The following is a 15,390-nucleotide window of genomic DNA, read 5'->3' as shown; positions in this document are numbered from 1 at the left end:
GTCAGACTCTATGACGGGGCCTGCACCGCAGTGCGAGCAAGTCCAAGCCCCACTTGGAAACTCCTGATTGCAGATTGCAGATTGCAGATTGCAGATTGCAGATTGCGCAGTGCTTGCTGTGCATATGGTGATGTGGGAAACATGACGCAATCGTCAAGCATCCCTGGTGCAAATCTAGGGGCTGGAGTTGAACGCCTGATTGTGGCCGATGTCCGACACGCGAGCGGGGTACGTTTGCTGGAGGACGAACATCCGGGGGTAGGCGCATCGAAGTGCCGCGTGCGCGCCACAAATCCTGCGAAGTCTGCAGCACCCCCGATAGCTGACTCTCAAGCCCACTCACTGCCAGAGCCTGAATGACTGCAGTGTGGCAATGACCATGCGAGCATCACGGCATCCGAATCGTCTGCAACCGCTGCATAGCGGCAATTGAGGGCCTGAAGACTTCTCCATTGCATAGGGAGCTTCGAGTCGCTGAGCAAGCACCTCACGTATTGGTAGAAGTGATGGTGTAAAAAACAAAAAAGCGGCCCGGAGGCCGCATATTTGCTTGTGTCGTGGCGGAGAGGGTGGGATTCGAACCCACGGTACGTTGAAAACGTACACGGGATTTCGAGTCCCGCGCATTCGACCACTCTGCCACCTCTCCGTGTTCGAAGCCTGCGATTCTAGCAGCACCCGAGGCGGGTCTGGTTCCGGTCGGCACCTTTCATGCCACGGTGAGAGAATGCCTGCACCTTTGTGTGATGGATCCTCATGCTCGTCGACACCCAACCCGCCACCTATCAGCATGTGCCCGCCACGCCGGAGGTGCGAGATCTTTGGGTGAACTCGCAACTCATCGGTGTGCTGATGGACAACATGGGGCCTTCGCTGCTGGCGGGGGCCTTGTCCTTGCCGGTGTTGGTGCTCCTGCTGGCGGGCCACTCGAATCCGATTGCGTTGGGGGTCTGGGCCGTTCTGAGTCTGCTTGTGCTGGTGCAGAGGTACCGCCTCATCGTGGTCTACCGCCTGCGGCACGACAGCATGGAAGGGCCGCAGCGCATGGCGTTTGTCGAGCGGTACCAATGGTGGTGGACTGTCACGGCGCTGCTGTGGGGCGGTCCGGTGCTGTTGAGTTTCCAGCAGGCTCCCGCGGCCATCCAGTTTGTCTGCGGCATCGTGGCCCTGGGCCACGCCTTGCTCACGCTCACCGCCTTCAATGCCTACCTGCCGCTGTTCCGCCGTTACGCCAATGCGCTGGTGTTTTCCTGGTTGGTCGGTCTGATATGGAACACGATTCCCCTGCTGCATGACCGGGAAGCGGTGCAGATCGGTCTGGTGCTGGTGGCCTTGCAGGTGGTGTTCTGGGCCCTGTTGATGATGGCGGGTCAGCGCCTGCACGAGGTGCACCGCTCCAGCTTTGAGCTGCAGTTCTCCAACCAGGAGCTGATCGATTCGCTCACGTTGCAGACGCGGGCGTCGCTGCGTGCCGTGGCCACCAAGAACCGTTTCCTGGCCTCGGCCGCGCACGACCTGCGCCAGCCGGTGCACGCGCTGAGCCTGTACGCCGACTGGCTGGCCACCGAGCCCGAGATGGCGCGCGACATCGCGCCGCGCATCCTGCAGTCCACGCGCGCCATCAACGAGTTGTTCGACTCCTTGTTCGACCTCACACGCATCGATGCCGGCAACTACAAGGTACGGCTGCAGCACGTGGATGTGAGAAAGCTCTTTGCCGATCTGTCCTTGCAGTTCGAACCGGTAGCGCAGGGCAAGTCGCTGCGGCTGCGCACCCATGCGCGCCAGACCACGATCTGGTCAGACCCGGTGGTGCTGCGCCGCATCCTGGGCAACCTGGTGTCCAACGCTTTGCGCCACACCCACCAAGGTGGCGTGCTGCTGGCCTTGCGCCACCGCGAGGACATGCTGGTGTTCGAGGTCTGGGACACGGGTGTCGGCATTGCGCGCGAGCACCAGCAGGCGATCTTTCAGGAGTTCTTTCGGGTCTCGCAACACCAGGGCACCGAAGACAGCCTGGGCCTGGGGCTGACCATCGTATCCAAGCTCACTTCGTTGATGGGCTATCAGCTGGCGCTCAACTCGGTGGCCAGTCGGGGCAGCGTGTTCCGTGTGATGCTGCCGGACTTCACCCAGCGCGAGTCCAGCGAAGCATCACCGTCGGGCTTGCCGGAGCGCCACGCCTCCGGGTTCTGACCGGGCCGGCGAGGCGGGCTACTTGGGGGGATAGCGATGTGTGCTGCCGGGGCGGGTGCCGCGCCGGCAGCGGGGCTCAGAGGTCGAGCAGGCCGGCGGTGCGGGCCAGGTGGCTGGCTTGCGAGCGGCTCTTCACGTTCAGACGGCGGAACAGGCGCCACAGGTGCACCTTGACCGTGTGTTCACTGATCTGCAGTTGTTCGGCAATGTCGCGGTTGCTCAGGCCCCGGTCCAGCATCACCAGCAGCTGCTTCTGGCGCTTGGAGAGTTTTTCCGGGATGGTTGGCGCGTTCTCGTCCTCGACTTCTTCGGCCAGGAATTCGCGCAGCACTTTGGCAATCTGGGCCGCGCCGGCGGACTTCTCCACATAGGCATCGGCGCCGGCTTCGCGGGCCAGGTCTTCGTAGTCGGAAGAGGGTGAGGCCGACAGCACGATGAGGGAGGTGTCGGGCAGCATCTGGCGCACTTCGCGCACGCCGGAGACGCCGTTGGTGTCGGGCAGCTTCAAGTCCAGGCAGACCAGCTCGGGTTCACCGTGTTCGGTAATCGCTTTGCTGACCGCCGCCAGGCGTTCAAGCTCCACCACCTGGGTGGAGGCGCGGAGGCGGCGCAGCAGCATGACAACAGCTTCGCGCATCAGCGGGTGGTCATCGATTACAAAAATGCTCATTCTGCTTGCTGGTAAATATGTTTCAACATGACAGCATATCGACATCTTCAACATTTGGCGACAACAAACTGGGCCGGAATGAACCCACTCCATTTGCTTTCGCACGCAAACACATCGGAATACTGAAACTGGTGGTCCCGTGCGAGCGGTTGAAAACCGTTCCTCCGGGTTCGCTGACACGCCTCAAAGGCGTGCCCCGATTGTCACTCAAACGCGCATTGCATAGCAGCGAACCAAGGTACTACGCGGCCTGCGCGCCGAAATGGGAGAGGGCTGATGCCAGCGCCTCGCTGTCGCCCTGCACGGCCAGGCGCTCCTGCAGCGCAGTCAGGGCCTGGGCTCCTTGCTGCTGCAGCTGTGCGATGGCCTGGGCCGCGTCTTTGCCGGATGCAAACCCGGTGCTCTGCAGCAGCAGCGTGCCGTCTGCATCGACCAGCTTGAAGTAGAACTGGCCGTCGCTCTCGCGGTATTGTTTGAAGGCCGGTGCTGACGCCTTGGCCTGCTTGGTGGCCACCGACGACACGGCGCTGTCGAGCCGGCGCAGGCCCACCGCTTCGCGCAGGCGTGCCGTGAACGGGGTGGCAATGGCGCGGGCCTTGTCGGCGCCGGCCAGCAGGGTTTTTTCGATCTGTGCCGGGTTCTGCATCAGCTCGTTGTAGAGCTCGCGCATCGGGGTGATTTCCTGATCGAGCCGCTCGAACAGGGTCTGCTTGGCGTCGCCCCAGGCGATGCCGTCGGCGAAGGCCTTGGCGAGTGCGGCGGTTTCTTCTGCCGACGCAAAGGCCTGGTAGAGCTGGAACAGTGCCGAGCCTTCGGTGGACTTGGGTTCGCCAGGTGCGCGCGAGTCGGTGACGATGCCCATGATGAGCTTGCGCAGTTGCTCGCGCGGCACGAACAACGGAATCGTGTTGTCGTAGCTCTTGCTCATCTTGCGCCCGTCCAGGCCGGGCAGCAGGGCGACGTGTTCTTCGGTCTCGGCTTCGGGCAGGGTGAAGTGCTCGCCGTAGAGGTGGTTGAAGCTGGACGCGATGTCGCGCGCCATCTCGATGTGCTGGATCTGGTCGCGGCCCACCGGCACCCGGTGCGCGTTGAACATCAGGATGTCGGCGGCCATCAGCACCGGGTACATGAAGAGGCCGGCGGTCACGCCGGCGTCGGGGTCCATGCCGGCGGCGTTGTTCTTGTCCACCGAGGCCTTGTAGGCGTGGGCGCGGTTGAGCACACCCTTGCCGGTGACGCAGGTCAGCAGCCAGCTGAGTTCGGGGATCTCGGGGATGTCGGACTGGCGGTAGAACGTCACGCGTTCGGGATCGAGCCCGCAGGCCAGCCAGGTGGCGGCAATCTCCAGCGTGGAGCGCTGCACGCGCGCCGGCTCACCGACCTTAATCAGCGCGTGGTAGTCGGCCAGGAAATAAAAACTCTGCACGCCGGGCTGGCGGCTGAAGCGGACCGAGGGGCGCACCGAGCCCACGTAGTTGCCCAGGTGCGGGGTGCCCGAGGTGGTGATGCCTGTGAGGACGCGTTGGTTTTTCATGGGACGGTTCAGAGCAGCAGCGAACGAAGAGGGGAGAGCAGAAACTGGATGGCGCTCTGGGTGATCGACATCAGTGGCCGCAACCAGAAGGTGCTCACGATGCCGGAGATCACCAGCGCCATCACGATGAAGAAACCAAAGGGCTCGACACGCGATACCAGCGCGGCCTGTTTCCAGGGCAGCAGGCCGACCAGCACGCGGCCACCATCAAGTGGCGGCAGCGGGAACAGGTTGAAGGCGAACATGACGAGGTTGACCCGCACGCCGGCCTCGCACATCTTGAGGAAGAACGGCTCGCGCACGCCGCTGGCGACCAGCACGTAGAACAGCACGCTCCAGCCGATGGCCTGGACCAGGTTGGCGCCCGGGCCGGCCAGTGCCACCCAGATCATGTCGCGCTTGGGGTTGCGCAGACGGCCGAAGTTCACCGGCACCGGCTTGGCATACCCGAACAGGAACACGCCCGAGGTGGCGAAGTACAGCAGCAGCGGCATCGCGATCGTGCCCAGCGGATCGATGTGCTTGACCGGGTTGAGCGTGATGCGACCCAGCATCTCGGCCGTGTTGTCTCCGTAGTGTTTGGCGGCGTAGCCGTGGGCGGCTTCGTGCAGCGTGATCGCGAACAGCACCGGAATGGCGTAGAGGGCGACGGTTTGAACGATCTGGGCGAAATCCATGTCGGGCAGGCGCGGTGGGCAGGGGTTGATTGTCCCAGAGTGGGAAAGAAGGCGTCGGTGTGCCGGAGACGGCGGAACTCAGAGGCCGAGCGGGCCGAGCGCACCCTGGCCGCTGCGCACCACCTCGGGCTCGCCACCGCTGCCCATGGGCGTGAGGTCGACCACCGTGGTGGGCTCCAGCGCGCAGGCACCGGCGTCGATCACACCGGCCAGTTCGTGCTCCAGGCGCTCGCGGATCTGTTGCGCGTCGTTCAGCGGGTCGGTCTCGCCCGGCAGGATCAGGGTGGTGGCCAGCAGCGGCGCGTTGTGCAGCTCCAGCAGGGTCTGCAGGGCCTTGTGATCCGGCACGCGCAGGCCGATGGTCTTGCGCGAGGGGTGGCTCACGCGGCGTGGCACTTCCTTGCTGGCTTCCAGGATGAAGGTGTACGCGCCCGGCGTGGCGAGCTTGAGCAGGCGGTACTGCCGGTTGTCCACCTTGGCGTAGCTCGCGAGTTCGCTGAGGTCGCGGCAGAGCAGGGTGAGGTGGTGTTTGTCGTCCACCTGGCGGATGCGGCGCAGGCGGTCGGCCGCGGCCTTGTCGTCGAGCTGGCAGACCAGGGCATAGCTCGAATCGGTCGGCACCGCGAGCACGCCGCCGCGTTCGAGCAGCTGCGCCGCCTGTTTGAGCAGGCGCGGCTGCGGATTGTCGGGATGGACTTCAAAAAACTGGGACATGGCCTGATTGTGATCCGCTCTGAAGTCCACTCATGCTTCCGGTGGTTCCACCGGCAAACGCCGGTCGCGTGCGGTGAGCCAGCTGGCGGTGGCGCCGCAGAGCACGATCATGGCGATGCCGGTGAGCTCCAGCGCGCCCGGCACGTGGCCAAACACCAGCCAGCCGCAGAACATGGCAAAGCCGATCTGTCCGTACAGGTAGGGTGTGAGGGTGGAGGCCTGGGTGCGCTGGAACGCCAGGATCAGCAGGAAGTGGCCCACCGTGCCCATCAGCCCTATCAGGCACAGGATGGCGAAGGTGGCGGCGTCCGGAATCTGCTGCCACACCAGCGGCAGCAACAGGCTGGAGCCCAGGGCACCGACCCAGCCGGTGTAGAAGTGCATGGTCATCGGGTCTTCGGTGCGCGCCATCTTGCTGGTGAGGATCTGGAACCAGGCGTAGGTGAACACCATCACCAGCGGCAGCAGGCTGGCCCAGCCGATCACGTCGCCACCCGGGCGCACCACCAGCAGGGCACCGGCAAACCCGCCGCTGACCAGCAGCCAGCGCAGCGCCGACACCCGTTCGCGCAGGAACAGCGCGGCCAGCAGTGTGACCACCAGCGGCGTGATCATCACGATGGCAGTGAACTCGCCCACCGGCATGTACTGCAGGGCCACGAAGGACAACGCGCTCACCGTCAGCAGCAGGGCGCCGCGCAGCAGCTGAAAGCGCGGGTGCTGCGTGCGCGCCAGGCTGCGGCCACGCACCGGCAGCATCACGGCGCTGACCACGACGGCGTGGAACACATAACGGAACCACACGGCGATGAGCACCGGCACGAAGGCACCGACGTACTTGACCGAGGTGTCGAGCACGGCAAAACAGGCCGTGGCGAGCACGAGGAAGGCAATGCCCAGCACGGCCTGCGCGGGCGGGTGGCGGGCGGGCGCCGCCATCATTGCTGGATGCGCGATTCCAGCAGCGCCCACACCGGGGTGACGCTGCCGGGCAGATCGGGCAGCTTGCCCAGATCGGTGTGGCTTTCTTCGGGGCTGTGGAAGTCGCTGCCGCGCGAGGCGGCGAGGCCGAACTCCTGGCAGTAGCCGGCGTACTTCACATAGTCGGCCTGGCCGTGGGCACCGGTCATCACCTCCACGCCGCGGCCGCCGTGGGCCTTGAACTCGGTGAACAGCGCAAACTCTTCGTTCGGCGTGAGCTTGTAGCGCCCTGGGTGGGCGATCACCGCCTCGCCGCCGGATTCGGTGATCCAGCCCACGGCGTTGGCCAGCGAGGCCCAGCGGTGCGGCACGAAGCCGGGTTTGCCTTCGGTGATGTACTTGCGGAACACTTCGCTGATGTCCTTGCAGACACCGATCTCCACCATGTAGCGCGCGAAGTGCGAGCGCGAGATCAGCTCGGGGTTGCCGACGTACTTCAGCGCACCTTCGTAGACGCCGGTGATGCCGACGCGCGCCAGGCCGTCACTCATTTCGCGCGCCCGCTCTTCGCGTCCACCGCGGGTGGCGTGCAGGCCGCTCAACAGGGCCGGGTGTTGGTGGTCCATGCCCAGGCCGACGATGTGCACGGTGGTGCCGGCAAAGGTGACCGAGATCTCGACGCCGGTGAGGTACGCCAAGCCGGCTTCGCGGGCGGCGGCGATGGCGCGGTCCTGGCCGCCAAGTTCGTCGTGGTCGGTCAACGCCCAGAGCTCCACCCCGTTGGCCTTGGCGCGCTGCGCCAGGGCTTCAGGCGTGAGCGTGCCGTCGGAGATGACGGAGTGGCAGTGCAGGTCGGCGTTGAGCAAGGTGTTCACCGGGCCATTTTAGGGACTCCGGGCACACCGCGTTGCTCAAGTGGGTTCGGGCGGTTGGGGCCGCCCGCGGCTCCCGGGCCTAGCCGGTGTTGCGCAGGCCGGCGGCGATGCCGTTGATGGAGATGTGGATGCCGCGGCGCACCCGCTCGTCGCGGTCGGCCCCGTGTTCGCCGGCGCGGTAGCGCCGCACCAGCTCCACCTGCAGGTGGTGCAGCGGGTCGATGTAGGGGAAGCGGTGGCGCATCGAGCGTTGCAGCGCTGCGTTGTTGACCAGCCGCTGCTTGTCGCCGGTGATGAGCGCGAGTGCATCGGCGGTGCGTTGCCACTCGAGCTCGATCGCCTTGAACACCTGGTTGCGCAGGCGCTTGTCGGGCATCAGTTCGGAGTAACGTGACGCCAGTGCCAGGTCGCTCTTGGCCAGCACCATGTCCATGTTGGAGAGCAGGGTGCTGAAGAAAGGCCACTGCTTGACCATCTTCTGCAGCAACGCCTTTTGCGCCGCCACGCCCTTGGGGCCGTCGCGGTGCAGGAAGCTGTGCACGGCCGAACCGAAGCCGTACCAGCCCGGCAGCGTGAGGCGGCACTGGCCCCAGCTGAAGCCCCAGGGAATGGCGCGCAGGTCTTCGATCTTCTGCGTGGCCTTGCGCGAGGCCGGTCGTGAGCCGATGTTGAGTTCGGCGATTTCGCGGATCGGCGTGGCGGCGAAGAAGTACTCGGCAAAACGCGGGGTGTCGTAGACCAGCGCGCGGTAGGCCGCCATGCTCTGGCGCGAGATTTCGTCGGCCGCAGCCAGGAAGGCTGCGGGCGCGTTGCGCGTCGACTTGAGCAGGGTGGCTTCCAGCGTGGCGGCCACCAGGGTCTCCAGGTTGCGCCGCCCGATCTCGGGGTTGGCGTACTTGGAGCCGATCACCTCGCCCTGTTCGGTCAGGCGGATCTGGCCGCGCACGGTGCCGGGTGGCTGCGCCAGGATGGCCTGGAAGCTCGGGCCACCGCCACGGCCCACCGTGCCGCCGCGGCCGTGGTACATGCGCAGTTGCAGCGGCTTGTCGCTGCCCTTGTTGAGCGTGTCGAACAGTTCCACCAGCGCGATCTCGGCGCGGTACAGCTCCCAGTTGCTGGTGAAGATGCCGCCGTCCTTGTTGCTGTCGGAATAGCCCAGCATGATGTCCTGCTCGCTGTAGCCATCGGCCGCACCGCGCCGCACCATGGCGCGCACGCCGGGCAGGGCGAGATAGTCGCGCATGATGGGCGCGGCGTTGCGCAGGTCTTCGATGGTTTCAAACAGCGGCACCACGATCAGGTCGCAGACCGCGTCTTCGGCCAGGGTGCCGCGCATCAGGCCGGCTTCTTTCTGCAGCAGCAACAGCTCCAGCAGGTCGCTCACGGTTTCGGTGTGGCTGATGATGGCGTGGCGGATTGCCTGCGCGCCAAAACGCTCGCGCCCGCTGCGTGCGGTGTCGAAGATGGCCAGTTCGCCCAGGGTGTGGGGCGAGTACACGGTGCCGGGCACGCGCAGCGGCCGGGCGTCGTTGAGCTGGCGCAGCAGCACGGCGCGTTTGCCGGCCTCGTCGAGTGCCGAGTATTGTGGTTCGATGCGCGCCGCGGCCAGCAGCTCGGCCACCACTTCTTCGTGTTTGTCCGAGCTTTGCCGCAGGTCCACCGTGGCGAGGTGGAAGCCGAACACCTGCACAGCGCGCATCAGCGGCTGCAGGCGCGCGCGTGCCAGCGCCGCGCCGTGGTTGGCCTTCAGCGAGGCTTCGATGGTGCGCAGGTCGGCCAGCAGTTCTTTGGCGCTGGTGTAGGGGTCTTGCGGTGCGATCGCGTGGCGCGCTGCTTCTCGCCCGGTGAGGTGCTGCAGCGTGGCCGCCAGGCGCGCGTACATGCCGGTGAGGGCGCGGCGGTAGGGTTCGTCCAGCCGGTGCGGGTTGGTATCGGGCGAGCGCTCGGCCAGGGCCTGCATCTCGGGGCTCACACTGGTGAGCACGGCCGAGACCGACAGCTCGGCGCCCAGGTGGTGCAGCTGCGTGAGGTGGTGGCGCAGCGCCATGTCGGCCTGGCTGTCCAGCGCGAGCTGCAGGGTGTCGGCGGTGACGTTGGGGTTGCCGTCGCGGTCGCCACCGATCCACTGCCCCATGCGCAGGAAGGGCGCGATCAGGTCCACATCGTCACCGTCGCTGTTGCCAGCGCCCAGGCCGTCTTCCAGTTCGCGGTACAGGCGCGGTATCTGCGTGAGGAAGGTGGCCTCGTAATAACTCAGCGCGTTTTCGATTTCATCGGCCACGGTGAGCTTGGTGAAACGCAGCAGGCGGGTCTGCCACAGCTGCGTGACACGCGCGCGGATCTGGGCCTCGATGTCGGCGCGCTCGCGCGGCAGGCGCTGCGGGTCGTCGCGTTCGCTCAGCAGGCGCGCGATGGCGCGCTCGGCGTCCAGGATGCTCTTGCGCTGCACCTCGGTCGGGTGGGCGGTGAGCACCGGCGAGATGTGGGCGTCGGCCAGCGTGCGCACCACCTCGGCCGGCTCGATGCCGGCTTTCTGAAGCCGCTGCAGCGTGCGCGCCAGGCTGCCTTCCTGGGTGTCACCGGCGTGTTCGTGCACCGCGCGGCGGCGGATGTGGTGGCGGTCCTCGGCGAGGTTGGCCAGGTGGCTGAAGTAGGTGAAGGCGCGGATCACGCTCACCGCGCGGTCGCCGCTCAGGCCTTTGAGCAGCTTCTTGAGTGCCTTGTCGGCCGACTGGTCGGCGTGCAGGCGGAAGGCCACCGAGAGCTGGCGGATCTGCTCGATCAGGTCGAATGCGGCCTGGCCCTCCTGTTCGCGGATCACGTCACCGAGGATGCGGCCCAGCAGCCGGATGTCGTCGATCAGAGGCTGGTCCTTGTCGGCCCGGCCGGCGCCCTTGCGGACAGAGGACTTGGGTGAGGTGCGGGCAGGGCTTCGCGTCATGGCGTGCTGGGTGTTGGAATGAGGGGATGGGCTGGGCACTCGGGACAACAGGCCATGCTAGCATCCCCGAACACCGCTCCGTTACCTGCCGGGTACCAAATCGCCCGAGCCTTGCCGGCCCCTTCCGGACCCCATCCCATGCCCCCATCTTCTCCCGCCCTGGCGATCACCATCGCCACCCGCGAAAGCCGCCTCGCCCTCTGGCAGGCCGAGCACGTCAAGGCCTTGCTCGAAGGCCTGGGCCACCGCGTCAGCCTGCTCGGCATGACCACCCTGGGCGACCAGATCCTCGACCGCAGCCTGTCCAAGGTCGGCGGCAAGGGCCTGTTCGTGAAAGAACTCGAACTGGCGCTGGAAGACGGCCGTGCCGACATCGCCGTGCACTCGCTCAAGGACGTGCCGATGGAGCTGCCCACCGGTTTCTCGCTCGCCTGCGTGATGGAGCGCGAAGACCCACGCGACGCCTGGGTGTCGCCGCACTGCGCCGGCCTGGCCGATCTGCCGGCCGACGCCGTGGTCGGCACCTCCAGCCTGCGCCGCCTGGTGCTGCTGCGCGAGGCGCTGGACGCGTTGGGCCGCACCGACGTGCGCATCGAGCCGTTGCGCGGCAACCTCGACACACGGCTGCGCAAGCTCGACGAAGGCCAGTACCACGCCATCGTGCTGGCGGCCGCGGGCCTCAAGCGCCTGGGCCTGGGCGAGCGCATCCGCCACATCTTTGAACCGGCCGAATCCCTGCCGGCGGCCGGGCAGGGCGCGTTGGGCATCGAGGTGCGCGCCCACCGCGCCGACCTGGTGGCCGCACTGGCGCCGCTGGCGCACCCGCCCACCTGGCTGCGCGTGGCGGCCGAACGCACGGTCTCGCGCGCCATGGGTGGCAGTTGCTCCATGCCGCTGGCCGCCTACGCCGACTGGGTGTCCGAGGGTGAGCTGTTGCTGACCGCGGCCTGGGGTGACCCCGAAGGCCGGCAGCCGCTGGTGCGTGTGCACGAACAGGCCCGTGTCGACAGCCTGCTGGCGGCCGAAGAACTGGGCCAGCGGGTGGCCCTGGCCCTGCGTGCCGCGGGCGCCGCACCACCCGCGGCGGGAGCCTGAAACTTGGCGGGCCCGCAGACCCCGCCCACCGGATCGAGCCGGCTCGAACGGCTCATCGTCACCCGGCCTGCGCCCGAAGCGGCCAACTGGGCCGCGGCCCTGTGCGAGCAGGGCTGGCCCGCACTGGCATTGCCGCTGATCGAGATCGCCGCGCCCGCCACCGAGCACGAACAACAGGCCCTGAGCCACTGGCGCGCGCACTGGGCCGAGGCCGACGCCATCATGTTCGTCAGTGCGGCGGCGGTGAAGCATTTTTTCTCCGACGCACCGGAACGCGCACTCGCGCCGGCATCGGCATCGGCGCCATCGCGCACCCGCTTCTGGGCCCCTGGCCCGGGCACGGCACGTGTGCTGGCCGAAGCGCTGGCCCGGCTCGGCCTGCCGCCCGACCGCATCGACGCCCCCGCAACCGATGCCGCGCAGTTCGACTCCGAACACCTCTGGCCGGTGGTGGCCGGGCAGGTCGGCCCGGGCCGGCGCGTGCTGGTCGTGCGCGGCACGTCCGCGGGCGCGGCCGACGCGCCTGACGACGGCCAGGCCGTGGCCGGCAGCGGCCGCGAGTGGCTGATCCGCCAGTGCCAGGCCGCCGGCGCCCAGGTGCAGGGCTGCGTCGCCTACGCGCGGCGCCCGCCCGTGCTGTCGGCGCAAGACCTGCAACACGTCGAAGGCGCGCGTGAGCCCGGCAGCGTCTGGCTGTTCAGCAGTTCGGAAGCGTTCACACCCCTGCAGGCGCTGTACCCGGCGTCGGCCTGGGCGCGGGCCAGTGCGCTGGTCACGCACCCGCGCATTGCAGCCGCCGCACAACACAGCGGGTTTGGCCACGTGGTGGAAACGCGACCCGCGCTGGCCGACGTGGTGCGCGCTCTAGAATCCACCTGGACCCCACCATGAGCCCAGAACACCAAGACCCCACCCCCGCCGCACCGCCGCCCGCGCCTGCGCCCGCCCCCGTGCCGCCCGCCGCCACGCCGGCGCCGCCGGCTGTGGCCAAGCCTGCTGCCGAGCTGCGCCAGCCAGGGCGTGTGCTGACCTGGGTTGCGCTGCTGATGGCGGCGGTTGCCCTGCTGACCACCGGCCTGATGTGGCAGAAGCTGGGCTTCACGCAGCAGGAGCTGGCGCGCCGCAGCCAGGACACCGGGGCGCAGGCGGTCGAGGCCCGCACCCTGGCCGCGCAGGCCGAAGCGCTGACGCAGGAACTCCAGGCCCGCCTGGCCGTGGCCGAGCTGCGCCTGTCCGAGGTCAGCCTGCAGCGCAGCCAGCTGGAAGAACTCATGTTGTCCTTGTCGCGCTCGCGTGACGACAACCTGGTGGAAGACCTGGAGTCCGCCCTGCGCCTGGCACAACAGCAGGCCCAGTTGACCGGCAGCGCGCAGCCGCTGGTGTCGGCGCTGCAGGCGGCCGACCAGCGCATTTCGCGCGCCGCCCAGCCGCGCCTGAACCCGGTGCAGCGCGCCATCACGCGCGACATCCAGCGCATCCAGGGCGCTTCGCTGGCCGACATTCCCTCGCTGGTGCTGCAACTGGACGACCTCGCGCGCCAGGTCGACGAGTGGCCCCTGCTCAACCAGGTCGGCCAGCCGGTGGCACCCGGGGCCAAGGGCAAGAAGAACAAACCCGCGGCACCTGCGGCGACCGAGACAGCGAAGGCCGAGGCCCCTGAAGCCGACACCGACACCGCTGAGACCGGCAGCGGTTTCAGTGCCGCCTGGGACCGCCTGGCCAGTGGCTGGGGCGCGCTGTGGGATCGCATCTGGGCCGACGTCAGCCGCAACGGCCGTGAGCTGGTGCGCGTGAGCCGCATCGACCGCCCCGAAGCCGTGCTGATCGCGCCCGACCAGGCCCTGTTCATGCGCGAGAACCTCAAGCTCAAGCTGCTCAATGCGCGGCTGGGCCTGCTGGCCCGCCACATGCAGGCCAGCCAGGCCGACATCGTGGCCGTGGAAGGCGCGCTGGCGCGTTACTTCGACAGCACTGCACCCCGCGTGGCCGCCGCGCAGACCGCACTCGCCCGCCTGCGCAAGGACCTGGAAAACAGCGCCCTGCCGCGGCCGGACGAAACCCTCACCGCCCTGACCGCTGCGGCAGGAGGCCGCTGATGGCTGCGCGTTTTGGTGGCGCCATGCGCAGCGTTTTCTGGTTGCTCGGCCTGGCCGCACTGGCGGTTGCGCTGGCGCTGCTGGTGGGGCACAACGAGTCCACGCTCACCCTGTTCTGGCCGCCGTACCGTTTTGACGTTTCCTTCAACTTCGTCGTCTTCTGCCTGATCGTCGGCTTCGTGGTGCTGCACGCTGCGCTGCGCGCTTTGTCGCTGCTGCGCGACCTACCGGCCCAGGCACAGCGCTGGCGCAGCCAGCAGGTGGAACGCAGTGTGGTCGGCGCCGTGATGGACGCCCTGTCGCACCAGCTCGCGGGCCGTTTCGTGCGCGCGCAGGCCTCGGCCCAGCAGGCGCTGGACCAGCTCAAGGGCGTGCCACCCGGCCACTGGCCGCGCCGCGACCAACTGCAGTTGCTGGCCCACCTGCTGGTTGCCGAGAGCGCACAGGCCCTGCAGAACCACGAACGGCGCGACCAGCACCTGCAGGCCGCGCTCAGCCCTGCACTCGCGAAGAGCGCACCCGAGGCACACGAAGGCGCATTGCTGCGCGCGGTGCGCTGGGCGGTGGAAGACCGCAACCCCGATGCCGCGCGCAGCCGTCTGGCCGAACTGCCGCAGGGCGCGGGCCGGCGCATCCAGGCGCTGCGCCTGAAGCTGCGTGTGGCCCGCCTCGGCGGTGATACCCATGAAGCGCTGGAAACTGCGCGCCTGCTGGCCAAGCACCGCGCCTTCTCGGCCGAGGCCTCCAGCAGCATCGTGCGTGGCCTGGCGCTGGACGCGCTGCGCGAGGCGCACGATCTGGCACAGCTCGAAAGCGTCTGGCAGGGGCTGGACACGAGCGAACGCGCCATGCCCGAGATCGTGCTGGCCGCCGCACGGCGCGCCAACCAGCTCGCGCCGGCCAGCCTCGAGCCGGCAGACCGTCAGGTGGTGCATGCACGCGTGCGCGCCTGGCTCGAACCTTTGTGGGCCGACTTCGGCGCCCTGGACGTGGCCCAGCAGCGCCAGCTGGTGCTGGCACAGGAGCCGGGCCTGGGCGAGCTCGACGCAGCCGGCCTGGCACGCCTGGAACACCTGCAGCGCGAGTGGCCGCAGAACGCCTTTCTGCAATACCTCGCGGGCCAGGCCTGCATGCAGCGCCAGCTCTGGGGCAAGGCCGCGCAGATGCTGGGTATGGCCAGCCACAGCCTGATCGATCCGGCCCTGTTGCGCCGCACCTGGCGCGCCCTGGCGCAACTGGCCGAAGAGCGAGACGATGCAGCGGCTGCGGCCGCGGCTTGGAAGCGGGCGGCGCTGCTGGACTGAACACCTTGCGCTGCGGGGCGCTCGCGGTGCTGCGGCAGACGGAATATGAAAAGGCCGATCGGGCGTGTTCCTGATCGGCCTTTTTACTGCCTGTGGTGCTGCCTGTGCCCGCGCCGTTGTCGACGGCCAACCCCTGGGCTCCGTTTGCTGTTCTCGAGCCGAACAACGCGGCGATGCGACGGCGGTAGCCGCCGTGTGGAGGAGGGCAGCCTGTTGCTAGGGTGGAGCCAGCACCGTCGCTGCGGCGTTGACGCCGCGCTGTGAACGGCGCACCGCAGCGCTCTGGCAGACCCGAACAAAAGGAAAAAGGCCGGTCGGGAATCTCTCCCGACCGGCCTTTTTGCCTGATGTGTTGCCCGGGTCCACG

Annotated in this window: 12 protein-coding genes and 1 tRNA gene; 5 read left to right on the top strand and 8 right to left on the bottom strand. The window is 67.8% G+C overall.

What is annotated here, in order from left to right; genetic code table 11:
* Nucleotides 1–558 precede the first annotated feature (558 nt).
* Nucleotides 559–649, bottom strand: a tRNA-Ser gene (locus HPA01S_RS18295).
* A gap of 107 nt (nucleotides 650–756) precedes the next feature.
* On the opposite strand from HPA01S_RS18295, the gene HPA01S_RS18290 reads away from it, so the two are divergent.
* Nucleotides 757–2,196, top strand: a complete 1,440-nt coding sequence (locus tag HPA01S_RS18290; RefSeq protein ID WP_066272212.1) for a sensor histidine kinase — start codon at nucleotides 757–759, stop codon at nucleotides 2,194–2,196.
* Nucleotides 2,197–2,272: 76 nt separating this feature from the next.
* On the opposite strand, the gene HPA01S_RS18285 is transcribed toward HPA01S_RS18290, so the two are convergent.
* The 7 genes from HPA01S_RS18285 to ppc all read right to left on the bottom strand — a co-directional run bounded on the left by HPA01S_RS18285 (nucleotide 2,273) and on the right by ppc (nucleotide 10,528).
* Nucleotides 2,273–2,866, bottom strand: a complete 594-nt coding sequence (locus HPA01S_RS18285) for a LuxR C-terminal-related transcriptional regulator (RefSeq protein ID WP_084360806.1) — start codon at nucleotides 2,864–2,866, stop codon at nucleotides 2,273–2,275.
* 241 nt (nucleotides 2,867–3,107) lie between these two features.
* Nucleotides 3,108–4,400: a tryptophan--tRNA ligase gene (locus HPA01S_RS18280; protein ID WP_066272211.1), complete on the bottom strand. Its 1,293-nt coding sequence runs from the start codon at nucleotides 4,398–4,400 to the stop codon at nucleotides 3,108–3,110.
* 8 nt (nucleotides 4,401–4,408) lie between these two features.
* Nucleotides 4,409–5,077: a site-2 protease family protein gene (locus HPA01S_RS18275; RefSeq protein WP_066272210.1), complete on the bottom strand. Its 669-nt coding sequence runs from the start codon at nucleotides 5,075–5,077 to the stop codon at nucleotides 4,409–4,411.
* Nucleotides 5,078–5,155: 78 nt separating this feature from the next.
* Nucleotides 5,156–5,791, bottom strand: coding sequence for an L-threonylcarbamoyladenylate synthase (locus tag HPA01S_RS18270; RefSeq protein WP_066272209.1), 636 nt, complete (start codon nucleotides 5,789–5,791; stop codon nucleotides 5,156–5,158).
* Between the two features lie 30 nt (nucleotides 5,792–5,821).
* On the bottom strand, nucleotides 5,822–6,733 hold the full coding sequence (locus HPA01S_RS18265) for a DMT family transporter (protein WP_084360805.1): 912 nt from the start codon (nucleotides 6,731–6,733) through the stop codon (nucleotides 5,822–5,824).
* Nucleotides 6,730–7,587 carry a 3',5'-nucleoside bisphosphate phosphatase gene (locus tag HPA01S_RS18260; protein ID WP_066272208.1) on the bottom strand — a complete coding sequence of 286 codons (858 nt, stop codon included), beginning with the start codon at nucleotides 7,585–7,587 and terminating at the stop codon, nucleotides 6,730–6,732. Before HPA01S_RS18260 ends, HPA01S_RS18265 begins: the two co-directional genes overlap by 4 nt.
* Before the next feature lie 79 nt (nucleotides 7,588–7,666).
* The gene (ppc, locus tag HPA01S_RS18255; RefSeq protein ID WP_066272207.1) at nucleotides 7,667–10,528 is read right to left on the bottom strand and encodes a phosphoenolpyruvate carboxylase; all 2,862 of its coding nucleotides are present in this window, start codon (nucleotides 10,526–10,528) and stop codon (nucleotides 7,667–7,669) included.
* A 138-nt stretch (nucleotides 10,529–10,666) separates the two neighbouring features.
* Here ppc and hemC point away from each other — a divergent pair, with 138 nt between their 5' ends.
* From hemC to HPA01S_RS18235, 4 genes are read left to right on the top strand one after another with little or no spacing between them, the layout of a single operon-like run.
* A complete protein-coding gene (hemC, locus tag HPA01S_RS18250; RefSeq protein WP_066272206.1) occupies nucleotides 10,667–11,623 on the top strand; it encodes a hydroxymethylbilane synthase in 957 nt (318 codons plus the stop codon).
* Between the two features lie 3 nt (nucleotides 11,624–11,626).
* On the top strand, nucleotides 11,627–12,514 hold the full coding sequence (locus HPA01S_RS18245) for a uroporphyrinogen-III synthase (protein WP_066272205.1): 888 nt from the start codon (nucleotides 11,627–11,629) through the stop codon (nucleotides 12,512–12,514).
* Entirely contained in the window at nucleotides 12,511–13,719 is a 1,209-nt protein-coding gene (locus HPA01S_RS18240) for a uroporphyrinogen-III C-methyltransferase (RefSeq protein ID WP_084360804.1), read from the top strand. Before HPA01S_RS18245 ends, HPA01S_RS18240 begins: the two co-directional genes overlap by 4 nt.
* Complete coding sequence (locus HPA01S_RS18235) at nucleotides 13,719–15,023, top strand: heme biosynthesis protein HemY (RefSeq protein WP_306307135.1); 1,305 nt, start codon at nucleotides 13,719–13,721, stop codon at nucleotides 15,021–15,023. The genes HPA01S_RS18240 and HPA01S_RS18235 overlap by 1 nt, the downstream gene beginning before the upstream one ends.
* Nucleotides 15,024–15,390: the final 367 nt, after the last annotated feature.

It is taken from the genome of Hydrogenophaga palleronii NBRC 102513 (genome assembly GCF_001571225.1).
GTDB lineage: Bacteria > Pseudomonadota > Gammaproteobacteria > Burkholderiales > Burkholderiaceae_C > Hydrogenophaga > Hydrogenophaga palleronii.
Note: the sequence above shows the minus strand (reverse complement) of the source record. Positions and strands in the feature narration are given on the sequence as shown.

Excerpts from the sequence above, each read along its gene's own strand:
- HPA01S_RS18290 (WP_066272212.1), top strand. The coding sequence starts at position 757 with ATGCTCGTCGACACCCAACCCGCCACCTATCAGCATGTGCCCGCCACG.
- HPA01S_RS18285 (WP_084360806.1), bottom strand. The coding sequence starts at position 2,866 with ATGAGCATTTTTGTAATCGATGACCACCCGCTGATGCGCGAAGCTGTT.
- HPA01S_RS18280 (WP_066272211.1), bottom strand. The coding sequence starts at position 4,400 with ATGAAAAACCAACGCGTCCTCACAGGCATCACCACCTCGGGCACCCCG.
- HPA01S_RS18275 (WP_066272210.1), bottom strand. The coding sequence starts at position 5,077 with ATGGATTTCGCCCAGATCGTTCAAACCGTCGCCCTCTACGCCATTCCG.
- HPA01S_RS18270 (WP_066272209.1), bottom strand. The coding sequence starts at position 5,791 with ATGTCCCAGTTTTTTGAAGTCCATCCCGACAATCCGCAGCCGCGCCTG.
- HPA01S_RS18265 (WP_084360805.1), bottom strand. The coding sequence starts at position 6,733 with ATGATGGCGGCGCCCGCCCGCCACCCGCCCGCGCAGGCCGTGCTGGGC.
- ppc (WP_066272207.1), bottom strand. The coding sequence starts at position 10,528 with ATGACGCGAAGCCCTGCCCGCACCTCACCCAAGTCCTCTGTCCGCAAG.
- hemC (WP_066272206.1), top strand. The coding sequence starts at position 10,667 with ATGCCCCCATCTTCTCCCGCCCTGGCGATCACCATCGCCACCCGCGAA.
- HPA01S_RS18240 (WP_084360804.1), top strand. The coding sequence starts at position 12,511 with ATGAGCCCAGAACACCAAGACCCCACCCCCGCCGCACCGCCGCCCGCG.
- HPA01S_RS18235 (WP_306307135.1), top strand. The coding sequence starts at position 13,719 with ATGGCTGCGCGTTTTGGTGGCGCCATGCGCAGCGTTTTCTGGTTGCTC.